The following is an 18,581-nucleotide window of genomic DNA, read 5'->3' as shown; positions in this document are numbered from 1 at the left end:
TTCACAATTGAAACATTTTTTGAAGTGCGCAAGAAACGTACTCGGTGACGCGGGAATCACCGCGCTTCGCATTATCGGCAAGCTTGATCCGAATGCGTGAAAGCGCCGTCCATCAAGGCTGTGCGGTAAGCTAACAACAAGCTCCGCGCGCGGCCTTGTACATTTGCTCGCGCCGCCGAGGCGATCATATCAATTGCCCAATAACAAGTTTTCGTCAGACATAGGCCGTCGTGATGAAATCCTTTTTTCAAATTTACTATAGCGATGCATTCCGCTAACATCACGTTTAATCCTTTATGCGGCGTGGGTCTGCTTTTCCGCCGTAATAACGCATTCTCTCGTTCCGTCTGGTTACGGGGCAAATCGGGGTCAACAACGTATGACCGTTTGGGGAAAGATCATGCCGCACATGCACCTTGATACAACGAGAATTACGTGGCTGCACACGCCCGCCTTGAACGTCCGTACCGCAGCGCGGCGAATCGGCATTCTGCTGTTCGACGGTTTCTGGCTGCTCGGCCCCGGTACCGTCGTGGAAATGTTCCAGACCGCCAATGAGTTCGCGGGCGCGCGAGCCGGCGAAGATCCGCCGTACGAAGTGCAGTTTCTGTCGATGGACGGCGGCAATGTCGCAAGTTCGTCATCGGCGCGCGTCTGGACCGACCGCATCGACACGCGCTTTGGCGGCGGTTTCGACGTGTTGTTCATCGCGGGCGGCTATGGCGCCCACGTGGCCGCGCGCGACGAACGAGTGCTGAACTGGCTGCGCACCGTGCAATCGCGCACACGCGCGATCGAAACGATCGGCGAGGGACGCCTCGTGCTCGAAGCGGCCGGCCCGACCGAGCATGATGGCCTGATGAGCCGCTATCCGGGCGCGAGCGCGAGCGAAGGCGCGTTCAGCGCGGCCAACGACCGTCACGACTGCGCCCGCAGCGCGCTGATGTTCATCAAGCGCGACCTGGGCGCCGAGCTCGCGCGCAGCGTCGCCGATCGCGTGATGCCCGGCATGGCCGCGACGTGGGTGCCGCTGCCGGCCGAGGGCGGCACGCTGAGCGTCGCCGAAAAGATTCGCGCGGCCGCGCGCTGGATGGAGGCGAACTGCGACCGTCCGGTATCGGTCGCCGATGCCGCGCAGGTCGCTGCGATGAGCGAGCGCAATTTCCTGCGCCGTTTCAAGCATGAGATGCAGGTCACGCCGTCGGACTACCTGCTCCAGGTGCGGCTGCGCATCGCGTGCAACTTCCTGACCGAGACCGAATTGCCGGTCGACAAGATCGCGCGCCGCAGCGGCACCGGCAACGGCGATCGTCTCGCGAAAATCTTCCGCAAGCGCATGGCATTGTCGCCAACCGAGTATCGTGCCCGCAGCAGGGCGGCCACTGAGGCGTAGCATGTCTATTTAGCATGCGATAGGGCGCCCGCGCGGCGGGTGCGCCTCGTCGTCTGTCGGACGCGGCCGCAACAGCGGTCGCATCTTCGCTGGCCAGCCTTTTTACGAGCACAGTGGCGATGGGCAACAAGGTCATGGCGATGGCATTGCCGGAGGTGAAACTCATCGAGCCGGAAGTGTTTGTCGACGAGTTCGGCTTCTGCTTCGAGAGTTTCAGCGCGGACGAGTTTGCGGACGACGTCGCGCAAGGTTTCAACTTCGTGCAGGACCGCCATCTGCGCGCCGTGCACGGCGTGCTGCGCGGCTTGCACTACCAGGTGCAGCGACCCCAGGGACGGCTGCTGCGCGTCGTGCGCGGCGAGATCTTCGACGTCGCGGTCGACGTGCGCCTCACCTCACCGAACTTCGGCAAATGGAGCGGCGAGTATCTGAGCGAAGCCAACCAGCGGCAGATGTGGGTGCCGCCCGGTTTCGCGCACGGCTTCGTCGTGCTGTCCGATGTCGCCGAGTGCGTGTGGAAGACCACCGAGTACTGGTTTCCCGAACTCGAGCGCTGCCTGCTGTGGTCCGATCCCGACATTGGCATCGCGTGGCCGATCGACTTTCAGCCGATCCTCGGCAGCAAGGATGCGGCGGGCCGGCGTCTGTACGAAGCGGAAAACATCGCGTGAACGACTCGTCGGCACGATGACGCTTTATGCTTCGGATGACGAAGATAATCGGAAGAAAAATTGAAGCGCCCGATGCGTCGGCAACTATTGCAATTTGCCGCGGCAAGTATTGCAACGGCGAAGATGAGCGGCGCAAACATCAACGCGGCACCCACTCAGCATCGCCGGTTCGCATCGGGCGAGGCGTGAATTCACCGAACGCTGTATTCCACCGTCAGCGTCGGATCACGCCCATCAGCAGGGTGACGAGGAAAATCACCACGAAGATGAAGAACAACACCTTGGCGATTTCGGTTGCGCCCGCGGCAATACCTCCAAAGCCGAACACGGCGGCGATGATGGCGATGATGAAGAAAATCACAGCGTAACGAAGCATGGTGCCTCCACCGGTGGATTGTTGAAACGACGTTTGAACGGCGCCCCGTTGCGTACGTCACGCGGCTTCACGGGTGAGATGCCGGCGAGCGGAATTCAGCAATAGATGTGCCATCGCTTGATTGCCGCCAACGTTTGCGGAAGGGCTGCCTCGCGGCAAGCGAAATAGCCGTTGAACCCGCGCTAACGTTTGCACCCCTGGGCGCGCAACCATGCCAACCATGGTGCGGACAACGTAGAACCCGTTGCGCGTCACCCACCCAGCCAGCGATACGTAAGCGGCCCGCACAACAGGCCCCACGTCAGCGCACATGCGAAGCAGTACAAACATGAGAAAAGCGTTGCGCACGTTACGCTCGCACGTTGGCCGGGTCATGCGTGATGTGGAGCGACAGGTGGCCCAGGTGGCCGACTCAGACCGTGCTGCCTTGATGGAGCTGATTGGCGGCACGAAACGCATCCTGGCGCAAAAGCAGAAGGACAAAAAAAGCTCTGTGCGCTGCACGCCCGGAAGTCGAGTGTCTGGCGAAGGGCAAGGCTCGCACTCCCTACGAGTTCGGCGTGAAAGTGTCGATCACGACAACGCACAAGGAGGGCCTGGTGGTCGGCATGCGCTCGATGCCGGGCAATCCGTATGCCGAGCTGTGGCTTCTTTGTGTCTTCATCCTTGCTGCGCTATTCAACCACAAGATCGCCGCCGACCTGATGACCTGACGTTGGCGATACGAGAAACGAATTGTTCAGGGGTGACTCTATAGCCTGCAGGTCGACGGCGAGAAAGAGCTTGCGACGATGGCGTCCGACGGACTGGATGTTTGTCGACTGCACGAAAGAGCTGAAGTCGTTCGACGAGTCTGCGACGCTCGTCGGCAATCTCGATCTGGTCATTACCGTATGCACGTCGGTTGCTCATCTGTCGGGCGCGCCCGGTGTGCCGACACGGCTGCTGCTCGACGTCAACCCGCGTTGGGTGTGGATGCTCGGGCGCGACGACAGTCCGTGGTATCCATCGATGCGGATTTACCGACAGCAACACCACGGCGCGCTTTTCAAAACCGATTCCCAGCGCAAATTCGGGAATAATCGGACGCCCAATAAAAAGCAAACGTTTGACTGACAATATTTAACATTTTAAACGCTTAACTTTGCTCTGGAATAGCCGATATATAGATTGGAGTTATTTGGGGCCACGTATTAAGTTCCGCTGTACAATACGCGCCGCTCATCCTGAGCCCAAGGGTATCTCATGAGTTACACGCTCGTACCGCAGCGGCGCGGCCCTCGGTCGCCTTGGCTGAAAAATAAGACCTGGGCGCGGCCCTCCTGAAGAGGTCTCTAAAGGGCGGGTGTATCAACGGTGCCGCCTCACGATTTGGGAATTATTTATGGCGGACGCAATGATGTAACGGAAATAATGGTTTCCTTATTCGGTAAGTAAAAATTACAGCAGATTGCCCGGGCGGTACGCGGCGCAATCTGCAACAAATAATATGGCCAGTTCGACGGGGATGGCGCATGAGCAGTGCATCAGACATTTCGAATCTCTTCCAGATGTTGGGCGTGAGCCCGTCGCATTATCAAGAAATAGAAAGAAAAGAGCAGGTGCAAGGTTCGCGTGGGCGTTGGTCCATGCAGACCACGTCGTCGCCAGGGGACACGACCCGGGACCACTCGGCTCGCGAGGCTGAAGCCGTTCTTCCCGCCGATGTGACTGAAGTGGCACCCGCTGCGCCGCCGCAGCTGATTGCGCCAGCCGTCCCCGCTGCGGTGTCCGGATCTCTTCCGGTATTGCAAGCCGCCCCCGAACAGCCGGTCCTTCAGTTCAATCCCGAACCTGTCACCGCTCCTCAACAGCCGGACTCTCTGCGCGCCGTGTTTGCGCGCCTGCGGGAACGGAGTGAGCCTCAAGAAGGTGTTCCGCAACGCCAGACGTCATGAACTTCGTCACAGTCTTTTCCGTCAATGACGGCCTGGTTAAAACCACGGTAGCCGCGAACCTGCGCGTCGTGCCGAACCGGCGCACGCGCTAGAAGACCTTTCCATGGCACAGATCAAACGTAGGCTGAGCAAGACGGAGCAGCGGCGGCAAACGCGCAACACGGACCAGAGTGACGATGCCGGAGGTTGGGACCACAAACTTCTGGAAGCGGGGACACCGCTATGGGCGTCGAACTGGCTGCGGCTGGCAGTGACGCTATTGGCCGCGCTGTTGTTCACTTCTGCCATGACGGTCAATCTGGCCGTGTCGAAGCAATGGACGTTTGGCATCCTTTGCATGGTCGTCGCGATTCTGCTGAACCGCATTCGCGGCAGGATCATCACGGTGTCCATGGTGGCGTTGTCGGTGTTTATGTCCTTGCGCTACCTGTACTGGCGCCTGACGCAGACGCTGTCCTTTACCACCTCGCTCGACATGACCTTTGGCTGCCTTCTGCTGCTGGCCGAAGGGTATGCGGTGCTCATGCTGTTGTGCAGCTACTTTCAGACGCTCTGGCCTCTGCATCGCCGGCCTGCGCGATTGCCGGCCGATAGCTCGGCATGGCCGACGGTGGATGTGTACATTCCCACGTTCAATGAGCCGCTTCAGGTCGTGCGGCAGTCGGTGCTGGCCGCCACGCTGCTCGACTGGCCGGCCGACAAGCTGCGCGTGTATGTGCTGGACGACGGCCGTCGTGACGAATTCCGGCAATTCTGCGAGCAGGCTGGCGTGGATTATCTGACCCGGCCGGACAACGCGCATGCCAAAGCAGGCAATCTCAACGCGGCACTCTCCAGGACGAGCGGCGAGTACATCGCAGTGTTCGACTGCGATCACGTCACCACGCGCTCGTTCCTGCAGGTCTGCATGGGTTGGTTCCTGAAAGATCCGAAGATGGCCATGGTGCAGACGCCGCACGTCTTCTACTCGCCCGATCCGTTCGAGCGCAACCTCGAAACCTTCCGCAAGGTGCCCAACGAGGGCGACCTGTTTTACGGCGTGCTGCAAAACGGCAACGACTTGTGGAATGCCGCCTTTTTCTGCGGTTCCTGCGCGGTGCTGCGGCGTTCGGCGCTCGAGGATGTAGGCGGCGTGGCGACGGAAAGTGTCACGGAAGATGCGCTCACCGCGCTCAAGATGAGCATGAGGGGTTACAACACGGCCTATCTCGCCATCCCTCAGGCAGCGGGTCTCGCCACCGAGAGTCTGGGGCGTCACGTCGGCCAGCGCATACGCTGGGCACGAGGCATGGCGGAAATATTCCGTCGCTTCAACCCGCTGTTGATCGCAGGGCTAACACTGCCACAGCGTCTGTGTTACCTGAGCGCGATGATGCACTTTTTCTTCGGCTTGCCGCGCATCGTGTTTCTGATCACACCGATGGCGTATCTGTTCTTTGGCGCGCAAGTCTTTCATGCTTCCGCACTGATGGTGCTGGCCTATGTCGTGCCGCACCTCGTCATTTCGAGCGTCGGCGCCTCGCGCATTCAAGGGCGTTTCCGACATTCATTCTGGAGCGAAGTCTATGAAACGGTACTGGCCTGGTACGTGATTCTGCCCGCGTTGCAAGCCGTACTCTTTCCAGGCAGCAAAGGCTTCAACGTGACGTCCAAGGGCGGTGTGATCCGTCAGTCCTTCCTGGACTGGGCGATGGCCCGGCCCTACATCGTTCTGCTGCTCATCAATCTGACCGGATTCATGGTGGGTGTCGCAGGTCTGATCCGCAGTCCGGGCTGGCCCGAAGCGACGAGCATTCTGTTCAACCTGGTATGGGTAACCTACAACATCATGAACCTCAGCGCGGCCGCGGGCGTAGCGAGCGAATCGAGACAGTTGCGTCTCGCTCCGCGGGTCCAGATCGAACTGCCGGCCGCCGTGATTCACGCCGACGGAACTCGCATCGACTGTCAGACCAGCGACTATTCGCACGGTGGTCTGGGGCTGGTGCTGCCTGAGGGTGCACCGTTGCCGGAGCACGGCGATCGCATCACGGTGGCGGTGTTGCGCGACGACTACGAGGACGTTTTCCCGGCCGAAGTGCAGGTGTGCCGCGGACGCACCATCGGCGTGAGTTTTCCGACCCTGACGATCGCTCAGGAGCGCGCCTGGATAGGGGCGACGTTTTCGCGCGCCGACAGCTGGATCGCCTCATGGGGCAGATATCGTCCCGACAGGCCGCTGCGAAGCCTGTTTGAGGTGCTCGGCATCGGCATGCGCGGCTTCGGGGAGTTGTTCCGGCATCTGTTCCTGGGTGGGCGTGAGCGCCTTGGCCGTTCGCCCGCAGACCCGGCAAGCGACTTGGGAACAAAGCAATCGTGAGGGTCGGCTACCTGTCGCTTTTGCGCTCCTTGACGAGCGCGCGCCGGTTGGGCGCGGTGTTGTGTTCGGTCCTGTTGCTCGGAGCGGGCGACGTGCTGGCCGCGTCGGCTGTCCCGGTCGATGCCGTGCGGCAAAGCCCGCACCCGGAACTCAGCGCGGCGGCGCCGGCCGACGCGTATACCTACCGGATCCCGCTGTTGCGGCAAAACGCGGAGCAGGGATTGACCTTGCTCGGCGAGGATGCCTATGCGGGCATGAACTTCGGTTTGCGCCGCGACGAGCGCGTGGTCAGCGCGCGGCTCGTGCTGGACTACAGTTACTCGTCCACATTGCTGCCTACGCTCTCGCATCTCAATGTGTTGCTCAACAGCGTTGTGGGGGCGACCGTAGCGTTGCCCGAACCGGCACCGCGGACGCCGGCGCATATCAGTGTGGATCTGCCGGTGTCGCTGCTGTCCGGGTTCAACCAGCTCACCCTCGAGTTGATCGCGCATAGCAAGGCGAGCGATCAGGGCAACAATCCGCTGAGTTCCGACCTGTGGCTGAAGCCCGGGCCGGACAGTGCGCTGGAACTGACCGTGGTTCCGGCGACCCTGTCCAGTGACCTGTCGCAACTGCCCGCGCCGTTCCTCGACGTGCGCGATGTGCGCAGGGTGGACCTGCCCGTCGTGCTGCCGCAAGCGCCTCGCGCGCAGCTCCTCGAATCGGCCGGTATCGTGACCTCGTGGCTGGGTGCGCAGGCGGGCTATCGCGGTGCGCACTTCTCCGCGAGCCTGGGTGCGATACCCGCGCATGGACATGCGGTGGTGCTCGCGCTGCCGGGCGAGGTGCCGGGCTTGACCCTGCCTGCGGTGGAAGGGCCGATGCTGGCCATCGTGCCCAACCCCAATGACGCTAACGGCAAGCTGCTGCTGGTCATGGGCCGCAACGACGCGCAGATCCGCGAGGCCGCGACCGCGCTGGTGCTTGGCGCGAAGACGCTGTCGGGCTCTCGGGTCAAGATCGACGCCCCGGTTTCCGTGGTGCCGCGCAAGCCTTATGACGCACCCAACTGGCTGCCCGGTGACCGCCCGGTGCAGTTGGGCGAGATGCTATCGGCGGACCGCTTGACGGTGCAGGGCTTTCGCCCTGGGGCGATCAATGTGGACCTGCGTCTGCCGCCGGGTCTGTTCGGTTTTGACAACGGCGGCGCGGTGCTGAACCTGCATTACCGTTATACGGCCCGTCCGGAGTCAACGCGCTCGGAGCTCGGTGTGCTGGCCGGCAACACGCCCCTGCAGACCTTGCCGCTGACAGGCGACGCGTCGGACGGTTATGCGGTGATACGCGTTCCGACCTATCTGCTGCCGTCGTTGACGACGCTGCAATTCGACTATCGCTACGAGTCCGTGGCGCCGAAAGACCACGTCGAGGATGTGCCCGGCGGCCCGCTCCTGAGCGCCATCGATCCGACTTCGACGATCGACATTTCCCAACTGCCGCGTTACGCAGCCATGCCGGATCTGCGCGCCTTCGCAGACGCAGGCTTTCCGTTCACGCGGATGGCCGATCTGTCCGGGACGGCGGTGATCCTGCCCGCACAGCCGGTCGCCGGCGACTATTCCGCTTACCTGACGCTGATGGGCAGCATGGGTCAAACCACGGGTTATCCGGTGCTGGGCGTGACAGTGGGCGATCCGGCGCAGGTTGACGCGCTGCGTCGCAAGGACCTGCTCGTGCTGGCGTCGGGCGATAACCAGCCCTTGCTCAAAGCATGGCGTGATGATCTGCCGCGCGGCTTCTTCGCTCCGGTTGCTTCATCGGACCGCTGGATCGCCGCGTGGTGGGAAAAGCTGACGGGTGGGCATGCGCAGGCTGAACGCGAGGCCGCCATCGCCGCACTGTATAGCAGCGACGACCATGACGGCATGTTGGCGGGACTCGAGTCGCCGCTAGCTCGCGGCCGCAGCGCGGTGGTCGTATCGGGCAATACGCCGGACGGTCTCGACGCTGTCGTGGACGTGCTGCAAGCCAACCGCTACCTCATCAGCAAGCGTCCGGACGACAAGATCAGTGGCAGCCTCGTGGTCGTGCATGACGGCACGCTCACCACGCTGAGCAACGATCGAAGCTATTTCATCGGATCCTTGCCGCCCAGGCTCGCGCTCGAATGGTTCTTCGCGAGCCACATCCTGCTGCTGCTCGTGGCGACACTCGCCAGCGTCGTGCTCATAGGTTTGCTCGGCGGCGTGTTTTTGCACCGGCGTGCCCTGAATCGATTAGACCTGGATATTCCCCAGACATCGCAACGTGAAGAAGGACGAAGAGGTTCTCATGTTTAGAAGACGGCCTGACATCTCGCGGGCACGCCTTGCGCGTTGCATGACTGCGCAACCCGTATGGCCGGCACTGTTGCTCGGTTGTGTGTTTGTCACATCGACGGTAACCCAGGCCGCGCAACCAGCGGCGGCTGCCGCCGCTGCGCGGCAGGATGCGTCGGCTTCGGCCGGCGGTGCGGTCAACCCGTCCGCGCGGCCGGCAACGGGAGATAGCAACGCGGCGCCGCTGCAGTCCGCGCCGGACGCCGGAGCCGCTACCGCGGCTTCTTCGACGGTGACCTATTCGCTGCAGCAACTCGGCGCGCAATACGCGCTCAACCTGCGCGGCGTCGACGGCAGCAATACGCTGCCGGTCGGCGTGCGCGACGATCGGGTCGTCACAGGTGCGCGACTGAACCTGCGCTATGCCTATTCGCCGGCGCTGCTGCCCGATCTGTCGCACATCAATGTGCTGGTCAACGATCAGGTGGCGGCATCGATCGACGTGCCCAAAAACTCGTCCGGCACCAACCTGCAGCGCACTATCACGCTGCCGCCGTATCTGTTCACCGCGAACAGCAAGCTTCGTCTGCAACTGATCGGCCACTACACCAACCAGTGCGAAGACCCGCTGCATTCGAGCCTGTGGGCCAACATCAGCAACGACAGTACGCTGAGCATCGACACCGAGCCGCTGGTGCAGGCCAGCGATCTGGCTCGCCTGCCGCGACCCTTCTTCGACGAGCACGATATTCGCCGGTTGAACCTGCCGTTCGTGTTCGCCGGCAATCCTGATACGGCCGCGCTGGAAGCGGCCGGCGCCGTGTCGTCGTGGTTCGGCGCCTTGGCGAACTATCGCGGCGCGCAATTCCCGGTATCGATCTCTACCGTGCCTGCCAGGGGCAACGCGGTCGTCATCGTCGACAGCGCGGCGCAGGCGAGCCTCGCGGCGTCGCCGCTGCAAGGTCCGACTCTCGCCGTCGTGACCAACCCCAACGATCCCAACGGCAAGCTGTTGCTGGTGATGGGCCGTGACGGCAAGGAACTCAAGCAGGCCGCCGACGCGCTGGTCACGGGCAGCCACACGCTGTCGGGTTCGAGCGCGCTGATCACGCGGTTCGCCGACCTCGCGCCGCGCAAGCCGTACGATGCGCCGCGCTGGCTGCGCACCGACCGTCCCGTGTCGTTAGGCGAACTGATCGACGCCAAACAACTGCAGGTGTCGGGCTACAGCCCCGATCTGATCCGCATCAATACGCGCGTGCCGCCCGACCTGTTCGGCTGGCACGCGCCCAACGTGCCGATCGACCTGCATTACCGCTATACGCCGCAGCCTTATATGGTCAATTCGTCGCTGCTGTTCAGCGTCAGTGACCAGTTCATGAAGTCGATTCCGCTGCTCTCGCTCGAACGGCTCGAGGGCGGCAGCAAGCTGCGGGGTGAAGTTTTGCCCGACAGCAGCCTGCCGCGCCAGGCGAAACTGGAAGTGCCGCTGGAGGCGCTGTTGCAGCCGAATACCCAGTTGCAGTTCCGCTACATGTACGACTACATCAAGCAGGGCGAGTGCCGGGACATCATCATCGACAACGTGCGCGGCGCGGTCGATCCCGAATCGACGATCGACCTGTCGCAGTACCCGCACTACATCGCCATGCCGAACCTGGCCTCGTTCGCCCAGGCGGGCTTCCCGTTCACGCGGATGGCCGACCTGTCCGGAACGGACGTCGTATTGGGCTCCAACGCGGGCACACAGGAATACAGCACGTATCTGGCGGTGATGGGCCGCATGGGCGATTCGACCGGCTATCCGGCGCGCGGCGTCACCGTGCTGCGCGGTCAGCGCATCGACGCGATGCCGTCCGACAAGGATCTGCTCGTGATCGCCTCGGGTGCGGATCAAGCCTGGCTCATGGACTGGGCGCGGACCGTGCCCGCGGCGTATGACCACAGCGCGCAGTTCGCCGTATCGGATCTGCCGGGTCGCGTGCTGGGCTGGTTCCATGCCAACCCGCGCCTCGACGCCGAACCCCGCCGCCTGTCGCTGGCCTGGTCGGGGCCGGGCGTGAGCGCCGTGCTCGCAGGCTTCGAATCGCCGAAGCAGCCGGGCCGCAGCGTGGTCATGCTGGCCAGCAATCAGCCCGACGGCCTGACGGATGCGGTCTCCGCGTTGCTGGATGCGCCGAACTCCGGCAAGCAGCCCATCCAGGGAAGCCTCGTGTCCATCCGCGGCACGCAAGTCGATTCGCTCGTGAGCGAGCATACCTACTACGTCGGGCATCTCGGCATCTGGCGCGGCCTCGACTGGTGGCTGGCTTCATTCGGCTTGTCGCTCGCGTGGATGCTGAAGGCGCTGGGCATCATCGCCCTCGTGCTGATCGCGGTTGGTCTGTTTTCGTTCTTGCGGCGCCGCCAGGCCCGGCGCGACGCTGAAGCCCGTGAGCGGCTGCGGGCATCGCGGCAGCAACAATCATAATCAAGGAAAGTCATGTCAGTCAGACGCAGCCGCAACCGGGCCTGGATTCTCGGACTGATGGTCGCCTCGGTCGGCCACCCGGGCTGGGCGCAGGATGCTACGTCCAACATGCTGCTGGAACAGGGCCGCTACTGGCAAACGCATGACAAGCCCGATCTGGCCGCGCAATCCTGGTCGAAACTGCTGCTGAGCGACCCGAAGCAGCCCGAGGCGCTGTACGGGATGGGCACGATCGCCGTCGGCAAGCAGCAGTTCGCGGCGGCGAACGGGTATCTGGCCAGACTTCGTGCGGCCGCGCCGGGCAGCCGCTTCGTGCCGCTGCTCGAGCAGACCTTGCGCCTCGCGGTCGAACCGGGTAAGTCCACGTTCGCCAAGGCGCGCCAGATGGCGCAAGACGCCGTCAACCAGAAGGATCAGGCCGCGTTGTTGGCGGCCATCGCCGAATATAACAAGGCCTTGGGCGGTAAAGCGCCGCAGGGCAGTGTGGCGCGAGAGTATTACAGCTATCTGGGCTATGCCGATGGCGGTGTGGATCAGGCCATTCAGGGCCTCGAGCGCTTGAATGCCGAGACGCCGAACGATCCGAACACCATGTTGCCGCTGGCCCAGCATATGGTGCGCGACGAACAGGATCGCGCGGCGGGTGTCGCCCTTCTGGAAAAGCTTGCCGCTCGTCCGGACATCGGCGGCGAAGCGACGGAAGTCTGGCGCTCCGTGCTGACTTGGGTCACGCCCACGCCGAAAAACAGATCGTGGTTTGAAGACTATCTGAAGCTGCATCCGGACGACGACGAAATACGCCATCAGATGCTGGCGCCGCATCCGCTCGCACCTGCCGGTCCGGTCGTGGATGCACGACTGACACGCGGTTTCGCCGCGTTCAAGTCAGGCGACATCACCACGGCCGAGCAGTCCTTTTCCGCTGTGCTGCGTGACAAACCCGACAGCACGGATGCGCTGGGGGGACTGGGCCTCGTGCGCATGCAGCAAGGCGACCTGGCGCAGGCGCAGACGCTGCTGTCGCGGGCGGTGTCGCGTCCGGGCGCGGGCGCGAACTGGGCCAAGGCCCTCAATTCCGCGCGCTACTGGCTGCTGGTGAACCAGGCCGAGGGCGCGCAAAACGTGGGCGACTTCGCCGCCGCGCGACGCGAACTCGATCAGGCGCTGCGTCTGGATCCAGCCGAGCCGGGCGGGCGCAATGCGTCGGCCCGGTTGTATGCGGCGCAGGGCGATCTAACGCGCGCTGAAAAGAGCTACCGCGACGTGCTGGCGACAAGCCCCGATAACCGCGAGGCGGCGAGCGGCCTCATCGATATCCTGGCGCAGACGGGACGCGCCGATGAGGCCCAGAAGCTGATCGACGGCATGTCACCCGAACTGAAGGCCGGCATCGGCGGGCTCGATCGACTGCGCGCCGCCGTCGCCGCCGGTCGGGCCGATGCCGCCGCGCAGCGTGGCGATCTGAGCGCGGCTCGGCACATTCTGGAAGACGCCCAGCGCAGCGCGCCCGACAACCCGTGGATTCGTCTGGAACTGGCGCGCTACGATCTCAAACAGGGTCATGCCGACGAAGCGAAGCAACTCGTCGACGGCCTGCTCGTCACGAACCCGGACAACCCCGAAGCGCTCTATGCGAGCGCGCTGCTGGCCATGCAGATGGGCGACTGGACGCGCGCGCAGGACACGATGACGCGCATCTCCACCGCCTCGCGCACGCCGAACATGGTTGCGACGGCGCAGCAGATCGATTTTCAGATGGTCGTGGCGCAAGCCTCGCAAACGGCGCTCGAAGGCAATCTGGAGGATGCGCGCAGTATGTTGGCGCGACTCGAACCCGCGGCGGGTCAAGACCCGGCCAAGGTGGGCGCGTTGGCGCAGGCGTATGTCGACGCGGGCAACACGCCGCGCGCCACGAGCCTGATGCACGGGCTGATGCCTAACGGTCTGAAGGGCAGCGGCCCGGATGTGCAACTGGCTTATCTGGGCCTGTTGCTCAAGACCGGCCAGAATGTCCAGGCCGGGCTCGCGATGCGCGAGTTGCACGGCCAGACGCTGAGCGCGGACCAGCGCCGGCAACTGGACGAACTGAACTACCTCTACACCGTGCGACTGGCTGACCAGCAACGTCAGCAAGGTGACCTCGCGCAGGCCTACGACACGCTGGCGCCGATCCTCGCGAAGCGGCCCAACGACAGCCTCGCCACGGCCGCGCTCGCGCGCATGTACGCCGCCGATGACAAGTATGACCAGGCACTGTCGCTTTACCAGAAGGCGCTCGTCAACGACCCCAACAATCCGGGTTTGCAACTGGGCGTCGCGATGGCGGCAGTGCAGGCCGGCAAGAACAGCGTTGCCGATGCGGCATTGAAAGAGGCCGTTGCGAAGGCGCCCAACGATCCCGACGTGCTGGCCGGCGCCGCGCGCATTTACGTCATGCAGGGCAAGACCCGCGAAGCGCAGTCGCTGCTGAAATCCGCCATTGACGCCAAGGAAAAGCGGCTCGGCGTGCAAGCGCAAGACGTCCACGTGGCGGGCAATCCCTTTGTCCACCACGACGACGGTCACCGTCGTCAGGTCCGCCACGGTCGCCTGCCCGCTGCCGAAACGTTCGCCCCGCAACCCGCGGCGCCGGATAGCGTGCTTGCGAACCAGAAGCCTGGTTTCGGGCCCGCTGCTGCTCCGGCTGCTACCGCGGCGAGCGCGACTGCCTCGACCGTGACATCCACGGCTGCGCGCGAGCGCTCGTCCTCTGGTCCATCCGCTCTGCCAACCGTGGCGGGCACGCCGGTCGGCGGCCTGGCGCCGCAAGACACGGTCGCGGTGAGCGAGCCTCGGGACGGTTCGCCGTCGCTCGAGGAAATGCGTAACGAACTCAGCGACCTCCGAGCGCAGCGTTCACCGGAAGTCAGGGGTGGGCTGTTCGTCTCGTCGAACAACGCAGCACCCGGTACGGGTCAGTTGACGAGCGTGCAGCAAGCTCTGGAAGGGGTGCTGCCGGTCGACAACGGCAAGCTTTCCATTCGCGTGACGCCGGTTGAACTCGCGGGCGGCACGTTGGGTATCGACGTCTTCAGCGCCAGTCAGTTCGGCGGCGGCCCGGCCGCCACCCGGGCGCAGCAGGCCGGCAAGGTCGCCGCACCGGGGAAACAGACCGCCTACGGCGTCGGTCTGGGTGTCGGCTATGAGACTGGGAACTGGATGGCCGACATCGGCACCACGCCTTTGGGTTTCAAGTACACCAATGTCGTTGGCGGCGTGATGTTCAGGAACTCCATCGATGCCGGGCAGGGCAGTTGGTTCAACGTGGGCGTGTCGCGCCGCGCCGTGACGGACAGCATCACGTCTTTTGCTGGCTCGACCGATTCGCGATCCGGCTTGAGCTGGGGTGGCGTGACCGCCACCGGCGTGCATGGTGCGATCGGCCTCGACAATCAGGACTACGGCGTCTACGGCTACGGTTCCGTGAAATACCTGGACGGTCATAACGTCCGGTCCAACGTCGGTGCCGAGGTCGGCGCCGGGACATACTGGTACCTCCTACGCACGGAAAACAGCATGCTGAGCGCGGGCGTGAACCTGAGCGGCATGATCTACGACCATAACGAAAACAACTTCACCTACGGCAACGGCGGCTACTTCAGCCCGCAGCGGTTCTATGCGTTCAACCTGCCGCTCACGTGGGCGCAGCGTTCAGAGCGCTGGACCTACAAGCTGCAAGGGGCCGTCGGTGTGCAGTACTACCACCAGGCCGGCTCGCCGTATTTCCCGAGCGACAGCGGGTTGCAGGCCGCAGCAGTCTCAGCGGCATCGACCATTGGCCTCGCCGACGGCGCGATCCATCCCGACCAGTCCTCGACCGGCTTCGGCTACAACCTGCTGGCCACGGCCGAATACCGCTTCACCAATCATCTGACTGGCGGAGCCTCGGTGGGCGCCAACAACTCGTCCAGCTACCGGCAGTGGGCGGCGGGCCTGTATCTGCGCTATGCCCTTGCGCCACAGACGAAGGCGCTGGATATGCCGGTCATCCCTTACCAGTCGCATTACAGCGATCAGTAGCCCGCCATACTGATCCATCGGACATTGATTATTTTTCAGGAGTCGAAGAGTCATGCTTGCTTCCGTACTTGCTGGCCTCAGCATTCTCATAGTCGGCGATAGCCATCTGAGCGAACCCGGTTATCTCATCGATACGTTGCAGGATCAGTTGATCGCCGCTGGCGCGCAGGTGCATACCTACAGCGTCTGCGGCAGTATTCCTGGCGATTGGGTGAAGTCCGCGCCCGGCACATGCGGTGGCGCCGAGCGCAACGGCAAAGCGCCCCTGGTCATCGACCACAACGCGAAGACCCAACCCGTCGATCAATTGATCGCCGCGAACAAGGCCAAGCTCGTCATCATCGTCCAGGGCGACACGATCGGCGGATACGGCAAGGACGATTTCCCGAAGGCCTGGGCCTGGCAGCAGGTCACGGCGCTGACGCAAGACCTGGCCGCCAACAAGACGGCTTGCGTCTGGGTAGGGCCGGTCTGGGGCACGGAGGGCGGCAAGTATCAGAAGAGCTTCGCCCGTGTGAAGCAGCTGTCGTCTTTCCTCGCCGCCAATGTCGCGCCGTGTCAGTACATCGACTCGCTCACGTTTTCCAGGCCGGGCGAATGGGCGACGGTCGATGGTCAGCATTTGACGACGACCGGCTACAGGTACTGGGGCACGGACATCATGAAGGCACTGGTCAAGCTGCCTGTCGTTCCGCAGAAATGACGCGCCGGGCTTCGAGCCGCGCCTGCCCAGGTCTCCCGTTTGAGAAAAGAATGAAAAATTTCCTCTCCTCCCTGTTGTTGTCCGGCTTCGCTCTGTCCGGTCTCGGTTTGTCCGTGCAGCCGGCCATGGCCGCAGAAATTCCGCTATACCCGACCGGTCCTGCCGAGGACTCGTCGTTCGTGCGTTTTGTCGATGGCGGTTCGGGTCCGGTCGACGTGAGCGCGGCGGGGTCGAAAGCGCGTCTGACGCTCGACGCCGCGAACCCGGCCACTCACTTCCTTCCGATCGCCGCAGGCAAGCCGGTGGCCGGCACACTGAGAGCCGGTAGCGCGCACCAGGACGTATCGGCGACGGTGCAGCCTGGCGAGTTCGTCAGCATCGTTGCGCTCGATGGCGCGGATAAAGCGGGTGGCCTGCATACGGTGACGGTCCGCGAAAAACCCGACGACTTCAATGCGCTCAAAGCTTCGGTGGCTTTCTACAACCTCGACGCTGGCTGCGCGACACCCACGCTGAAAGTGCCGGGTCGCGACATCGTGCTGCTCGACGGCGTGGCTGTGGGACAAGCCAGGCGGCGCCAGGTCAACCCGGTCGCCCTCTCGGTGCAGCTGGTCTGCGGCGGCCAGCCTGTGGGGCAGCCGCTCAGCCTGGGTACGCTCGCGGCGGGGCAGCGCTATACGGTGTTGCTCGTGCCGGGCGGGGCGCATTCGCGCATCTTCATTGCGAACGACGCGGTGAGCCGCTGATCGCATTTGCGCCTCCTCCTTGAAAGCGACGCCGCTCATCGCCGAGTTCCGGCCGTTCCCCGTTTTTCATCTGGTTACGACGGGCAGAGCGGGGTTCGGTGTGTTTCGCGATGGCGCGTCGGTCCAGATATCTTTTTCGATTGAGAACGATGCATGGTTTTCGCGTCCCTCGAATTCCTGACGCTGTTTCTGCCGGCCTTTCTGGCGATCTACGTCGCGTTGCCCGCGCGTTGGCGCAATGGCGTGCTGCTGTTTTGCAGCTGGCTTTTCTACGGCTGGTGGAGCCCGGTCTTTCTGCTGCTGTTCATCGCGCTGACCTTCTGGGGCTGGTTCGGCGGCATGGTCATAGACAGGGCGCCGAGCCAGCGTGCACGCGGTGGCTGGCTGGCCGTGTTCATCGTCGTCAACGTCCTGATATTGGGCTGGTACAAGTACGCCAACATCGTGGTCGATAGTCTCGACAGTGTGCTGGGCGCAGGCCATGCAGGGTCCATCCCCTGGCGACACGTCGTGCTGCCCATCGGGCTTTCGTTCATCGTGCTGCAATCCATCTCCTATCTGATCGACGTGCAGCGCGGCACGGTGGCGGCCGATCGCAGCATGATCCGTTACGGCGCCTATCAGGGGATGTTCGTGCATCTGATCGCGGGGCCGATCATTCGCTATGCGTGGGTGAGGCGCGAGCTGGTGTCGCGCGAGGTCGACTGGGACGGTTTTGCGGCCGGCGCAAGGCGGCTCATGGTGGGCATGAGCATGAAGGTGCTGGTGGCCGACACACTCTCGCCAATGGTCGACGCGATCTTCTCGTTGCACGCGCCCACGCTGGCCGACGCCTGGCTGGGCTGCGGTTTTTACACGCTGCAGTTGTTCTTCGATTTCGCGGGCTACAGCGCCATGGCCATCGGCTTGGGGCAGATGCTGGGCTTTCGCTTTCCCGAGAATTTCAACCATCCGTACCTTGCCAGCAGCATTCAGGATTTCTGGCGCCGTTGGCACCTGTCGTTGTCGAGCTGGATACGCGATTACCTGTACATCCCGCTAGGCGGCAACCGCCACGGTGAGTGGCAAGCCTGCCGCAATCTGTTGCTGACCATGGCGATCGCCGGCCTGTGGCACGGCGGCGATAGCTGGAACTTCCTGCTGTGGGGCCTCGTTCATGGCATCGCCCTGATGGTCGCGCGCCTCTGGCGCCGGTTCGATATGCTGAGCATGCCGTCCTGGTTATCGCACATGTTGACGCTGGTTTTCGTCATGCTCGCGTGGACACTGTTTCGCGCGTCGGGTTTCGATGCCGCGCTCGCCATGTATCGCGGCCAGTTCGGTTTGAATGGCATCGGCTTGAGCGACGCGACGCTCGTGCAGTTGCGGCCCGTGCACGCTCTGGCTGCCGGGTTGGGCATCGTGTGCGTGCTGCTGCCGCTCTGGCAACAGCGTTGGGATAGCCTTCCCGACACGGCGCTGCGGCAGCTATGGCAGGCGGGGTGGCCGCTAGCGGGTTTTCTGTTGTCGTTCGGTCTGATCGTCGCGCGCGGCGCGGTGCCTTTCCTCTACTTCCAGTTCTGACGCC

The 18,581-nt window shown here is 63.4% G+C and carries 11 protein-coding genes and 2 pseudogenes; 12 read left to right on the top strand and 1 reads right to left on the bottom strand.

Annotated elements, in window-relative coordinates; translation table 11 throughout:
* Positions 1 to 400 precede the first annotated feature (400 nt).
* Together F6X42_RS03675 and rfbC are read left to right on the top strand one after the other, a co-directional pair.
* Positions 401 to 1,393 carry a GlxA family transcriptional regulator gene (locus F6X42_RS03675; RefSeq protein WP_187632900.1) on the top strand — a complete coding sequence of 331 codons (993 nt, stop codon included), beginning with the start codon at positions 401 to 403 and terminating at the stop codon, positions 1,391 to 1,393.
* A gap of 119 nt (positions 1,394 to 1,512) precedes the next feature.
* Entirely contained in the window at positions 1,513 to 2,064 is a 552-nt protein-coding gene (gene rfbC / locus F6X42_RS03670) for a dTDP-4-dehydrorhamnose 3,5-epimerase (protein WP_187632899.1), read from the top strand.
* 214 nt (positions 2,065 to 2,278) lie between these two features.
* On the opposite strand, the gene F6X42_RS03665 is transcribed toward rfbC, so the two are convergent.
* Positions 2,279 to 2,440: a DUF1328 domain-containing protein gene (locus F6X42_RS03665; RefSeq protein WP_085481861.1), complete on the bottom strand. Its 162-nt coding sequence runs from the start codon at positions 2,438 to 2,440 to the stop codon at positions 2,279 to 2,281.
* Between the two features lie 306 nt (positions 2,441 to 2,746).
* On the opposite strand from F6X42_RS03665, the pseudogene F6X42_RS03660 reads away from it, so the two are divergent.
* The 10 genes and pseudogenes from F6X42_RS03660 to F6X42_RS03615 all read left to right on the top strand — a co-directional run.
* Positions 2,747 to 3,075 (top strand): annotated as a pseudogene (locus F6X42_RS03660) (IS5/IS1182 family transposase); the annotation flags it as partial.
* Positions 3,076 to 3,192: 117 nt separating this feature from the next.
* Positions 3,193 to 3,556: pseudogene (locus F6X42_RS43780) on the top strand (hypothetical protein); the annotation flags it as partial.
* Between the two features lie 398 nt (positions 3,557 to 3,954).
* Positions 3,955 to 4,377 carry a BcsR/BcsP family cellulose biosynthesis protein gene (gene bcsR, locus F6X42_RS03650; protein ID WP_187632897.1) on the top strand — a complete coding sequence of 141 codons (423 nt, stop codon included), beginning with the start codon at positions 3,955 to 3,957 and terminating at the stop codon, positions 4,375 to 4,377.
* Between the two features lie 103 nt (positions 4,378 to 4,480).
* Complete coding sequence (gene bcsA / locus F6X42_RS03645) at positions 4,481 to 6,736, top strand: UDP-forming cellulose synthase catalytic subunit (RefSeq protein ID WP_187632896.1); 2,256 nt, start codon at positions 4,481 to 4,483, stop codon at positions 6,734 to 6,736.
* Positions 6,733 to 9,057 carry a cellulose biosynthesis cyclic di-GMP-binding regulatory protein BcsB gene (bcsB, locus tag F6X42_RS03640; RefSeq protein WP_187632895.1) on the top strand — a complete coding sequence of 775 codons (2,325 nt, stop codon included), beginning with the start codon at positions 6,733 to 6,735 and terminating at the stop codon, positions 9,055 to 9,057. Before bcsA ends, bcsB (F6X42_RS03640) begins: the two co-directional genes overlap by 4 nt.
* A 40-nt stretch (positions 9,058 to 9,097) precedes the next feature.
* Positions 9,098 to 11,506 carry a cellulose biosynthesis cyclic di-GMP-binding regulatory protein BcsB gene (gene bcsB / locus F6X42_RS03635; RefSeq protein ID WP_187632894.1) on the top strand — a complete coding sequence of 803 codons (2,409 nt, stop codon included), beginning with the start codon at positions 9,098 to 9,100 and terminating at the stop codon, positions 11,504 to 11,506.
* A 12-nt stretch (positions 11,507 to 11,518) separates the two neighbouring features.
* Entirely contained in the window at positions 11,519 to 15,565 is a 4,047-nt protein-coding gene (locus F6X42_RS03630) for a cellulose biosynthesis protein BcsC (RefSeq protein ID WP_187632893.1), read from the top strand.
* A 52-nt stretch (positions 15,566 to 15,617) separates the two neighbouring features.
* Positions 15,618 to 16,268 carry an SGNH/GDSL hydrolase family protein gene (locus F6X42_RS03625; protein WP_187632892.1) on the top strand — a complete coding sequence of 217 codons (651 nt, stop codon included), beginning with the start codon at positions 15,618 to 15,620 and terminating at the stop codon, positions 16,266 to 16,268.
* A 50-nt stretch (positions 16,269 to 16,318) separates the two neighbouring features.
* Positions 16,319 to 17,014 (top strand): cell division protein FtsQ, encoded by a 696-nt coding sequence (locus tag F6X42_RS03620; RefSeq protein WP_187632891.1) that lies wholly within the window; start codon positions 16,319 to 16,321, stop codon positions 17,012 to 17,014.
* A 153-nt stretch (positions 17,015 to 17,167) separates the two neighbouring features.
* Positions 17,168 to 18,577 carry an MBOAT family O-acyltransferase gene (locus F6X42_RS03615; protein WP_187632890.1) on the top strand — a complete coding sequence of 470 codons (1,410 nt, stop codon included), beginning with the start codon at positions 17,168 to 17,170 and terminating at the stop codon, positions 18,575 to 18,577.
* Positions 18,578 to 18,581: the final 4 nt, after the last annotated feature.

The sequence above is a fragment of the Paraburkholderia podalyriae genome (genome assembly GCF_014397785.1).
Classification (GTDB): Bacteria; Pseudomonadota; Gammaproteobacteria; order Burkholderiales; family Burkholderiaceae; genus Paraburkholderia; species Paraburkholderia podalyriae.
The sequence above is the reverse complement of the archived record's forward strand: the minus strand, read 5'-3'. Positions and strand labels throughout refer to the sequence as shown.

Bases quoted from the DNA above. Each gene is read 5' to 3' on its own strand.
- F6X42_RS03620 (WP_187632891.1), top strand. From the start codon at position 16,319: ATGAAAAATTTCCTCTCCTCCCTGTTGTTGTCCGGCTTCGCTCTGTCC.
- rfbC (WP_187632899.1), top strand. From the start codon at position 1,513: ATGGGCAACAAGGTCATGGCGATGGCATTGCCGGAGGTGAAACTCATC.
- bcsA (WP_187632896.1), top strand. From the start codon at position 4,481: ATGGCACAGATCAAACGTAGGCTGAGCAAGACGGAGCAGCGGCGGCAA.
- bcsB (WP_187632894.1), top strand. From the start codon at position 9,098: ATGACTGCGCAACCCGTATGGCCGGCACTGTTGCTCGGTTGTGTGTTT.
- F6X42_RS03630 (WP_187632893.1), top strand. From the start codon at position 11,519: ATGTCAGTCAGACGCAGCCGCAACCGGGCCTGGATTCTCGGACTGATG.
- F6X42_RS03665 (WP_085481861.1), bottom strand. From the start codon at position 2,440: ATGCTTCGTTACGCTGTGATTTTCTTCATCATCGCCATCATCGCCGCC.
- F6X42_RS03615 (WP_187632890.1), top strand. From the start codon at position 17,168: ATGGTTTTCGCGTCCCTCGAATTCCTGACGCTGTTTCTGCCGGCCTTT.
- bcsR (WP_187632897.1), top strand. From the start codon at position 3,955: ATGAGCAGTGCATCAGACATTTCGAATCTCTTCCAGATGTTGGGCGTG.
- F6X42_RS03675 (WP_187632900.1), top strand. From the start codon at position 401: ATGCCGCACATGCACCTTGATACAACGAGAATTACGTGGCTGCACACG.
- F6X42_RS03625 (WP_187632892.1), top strand. From the start codon at position 15,618: ATGCTTGCTTCCGTACTTGCTGGCCTCAGCATTCTCATAGTCGGCGAT.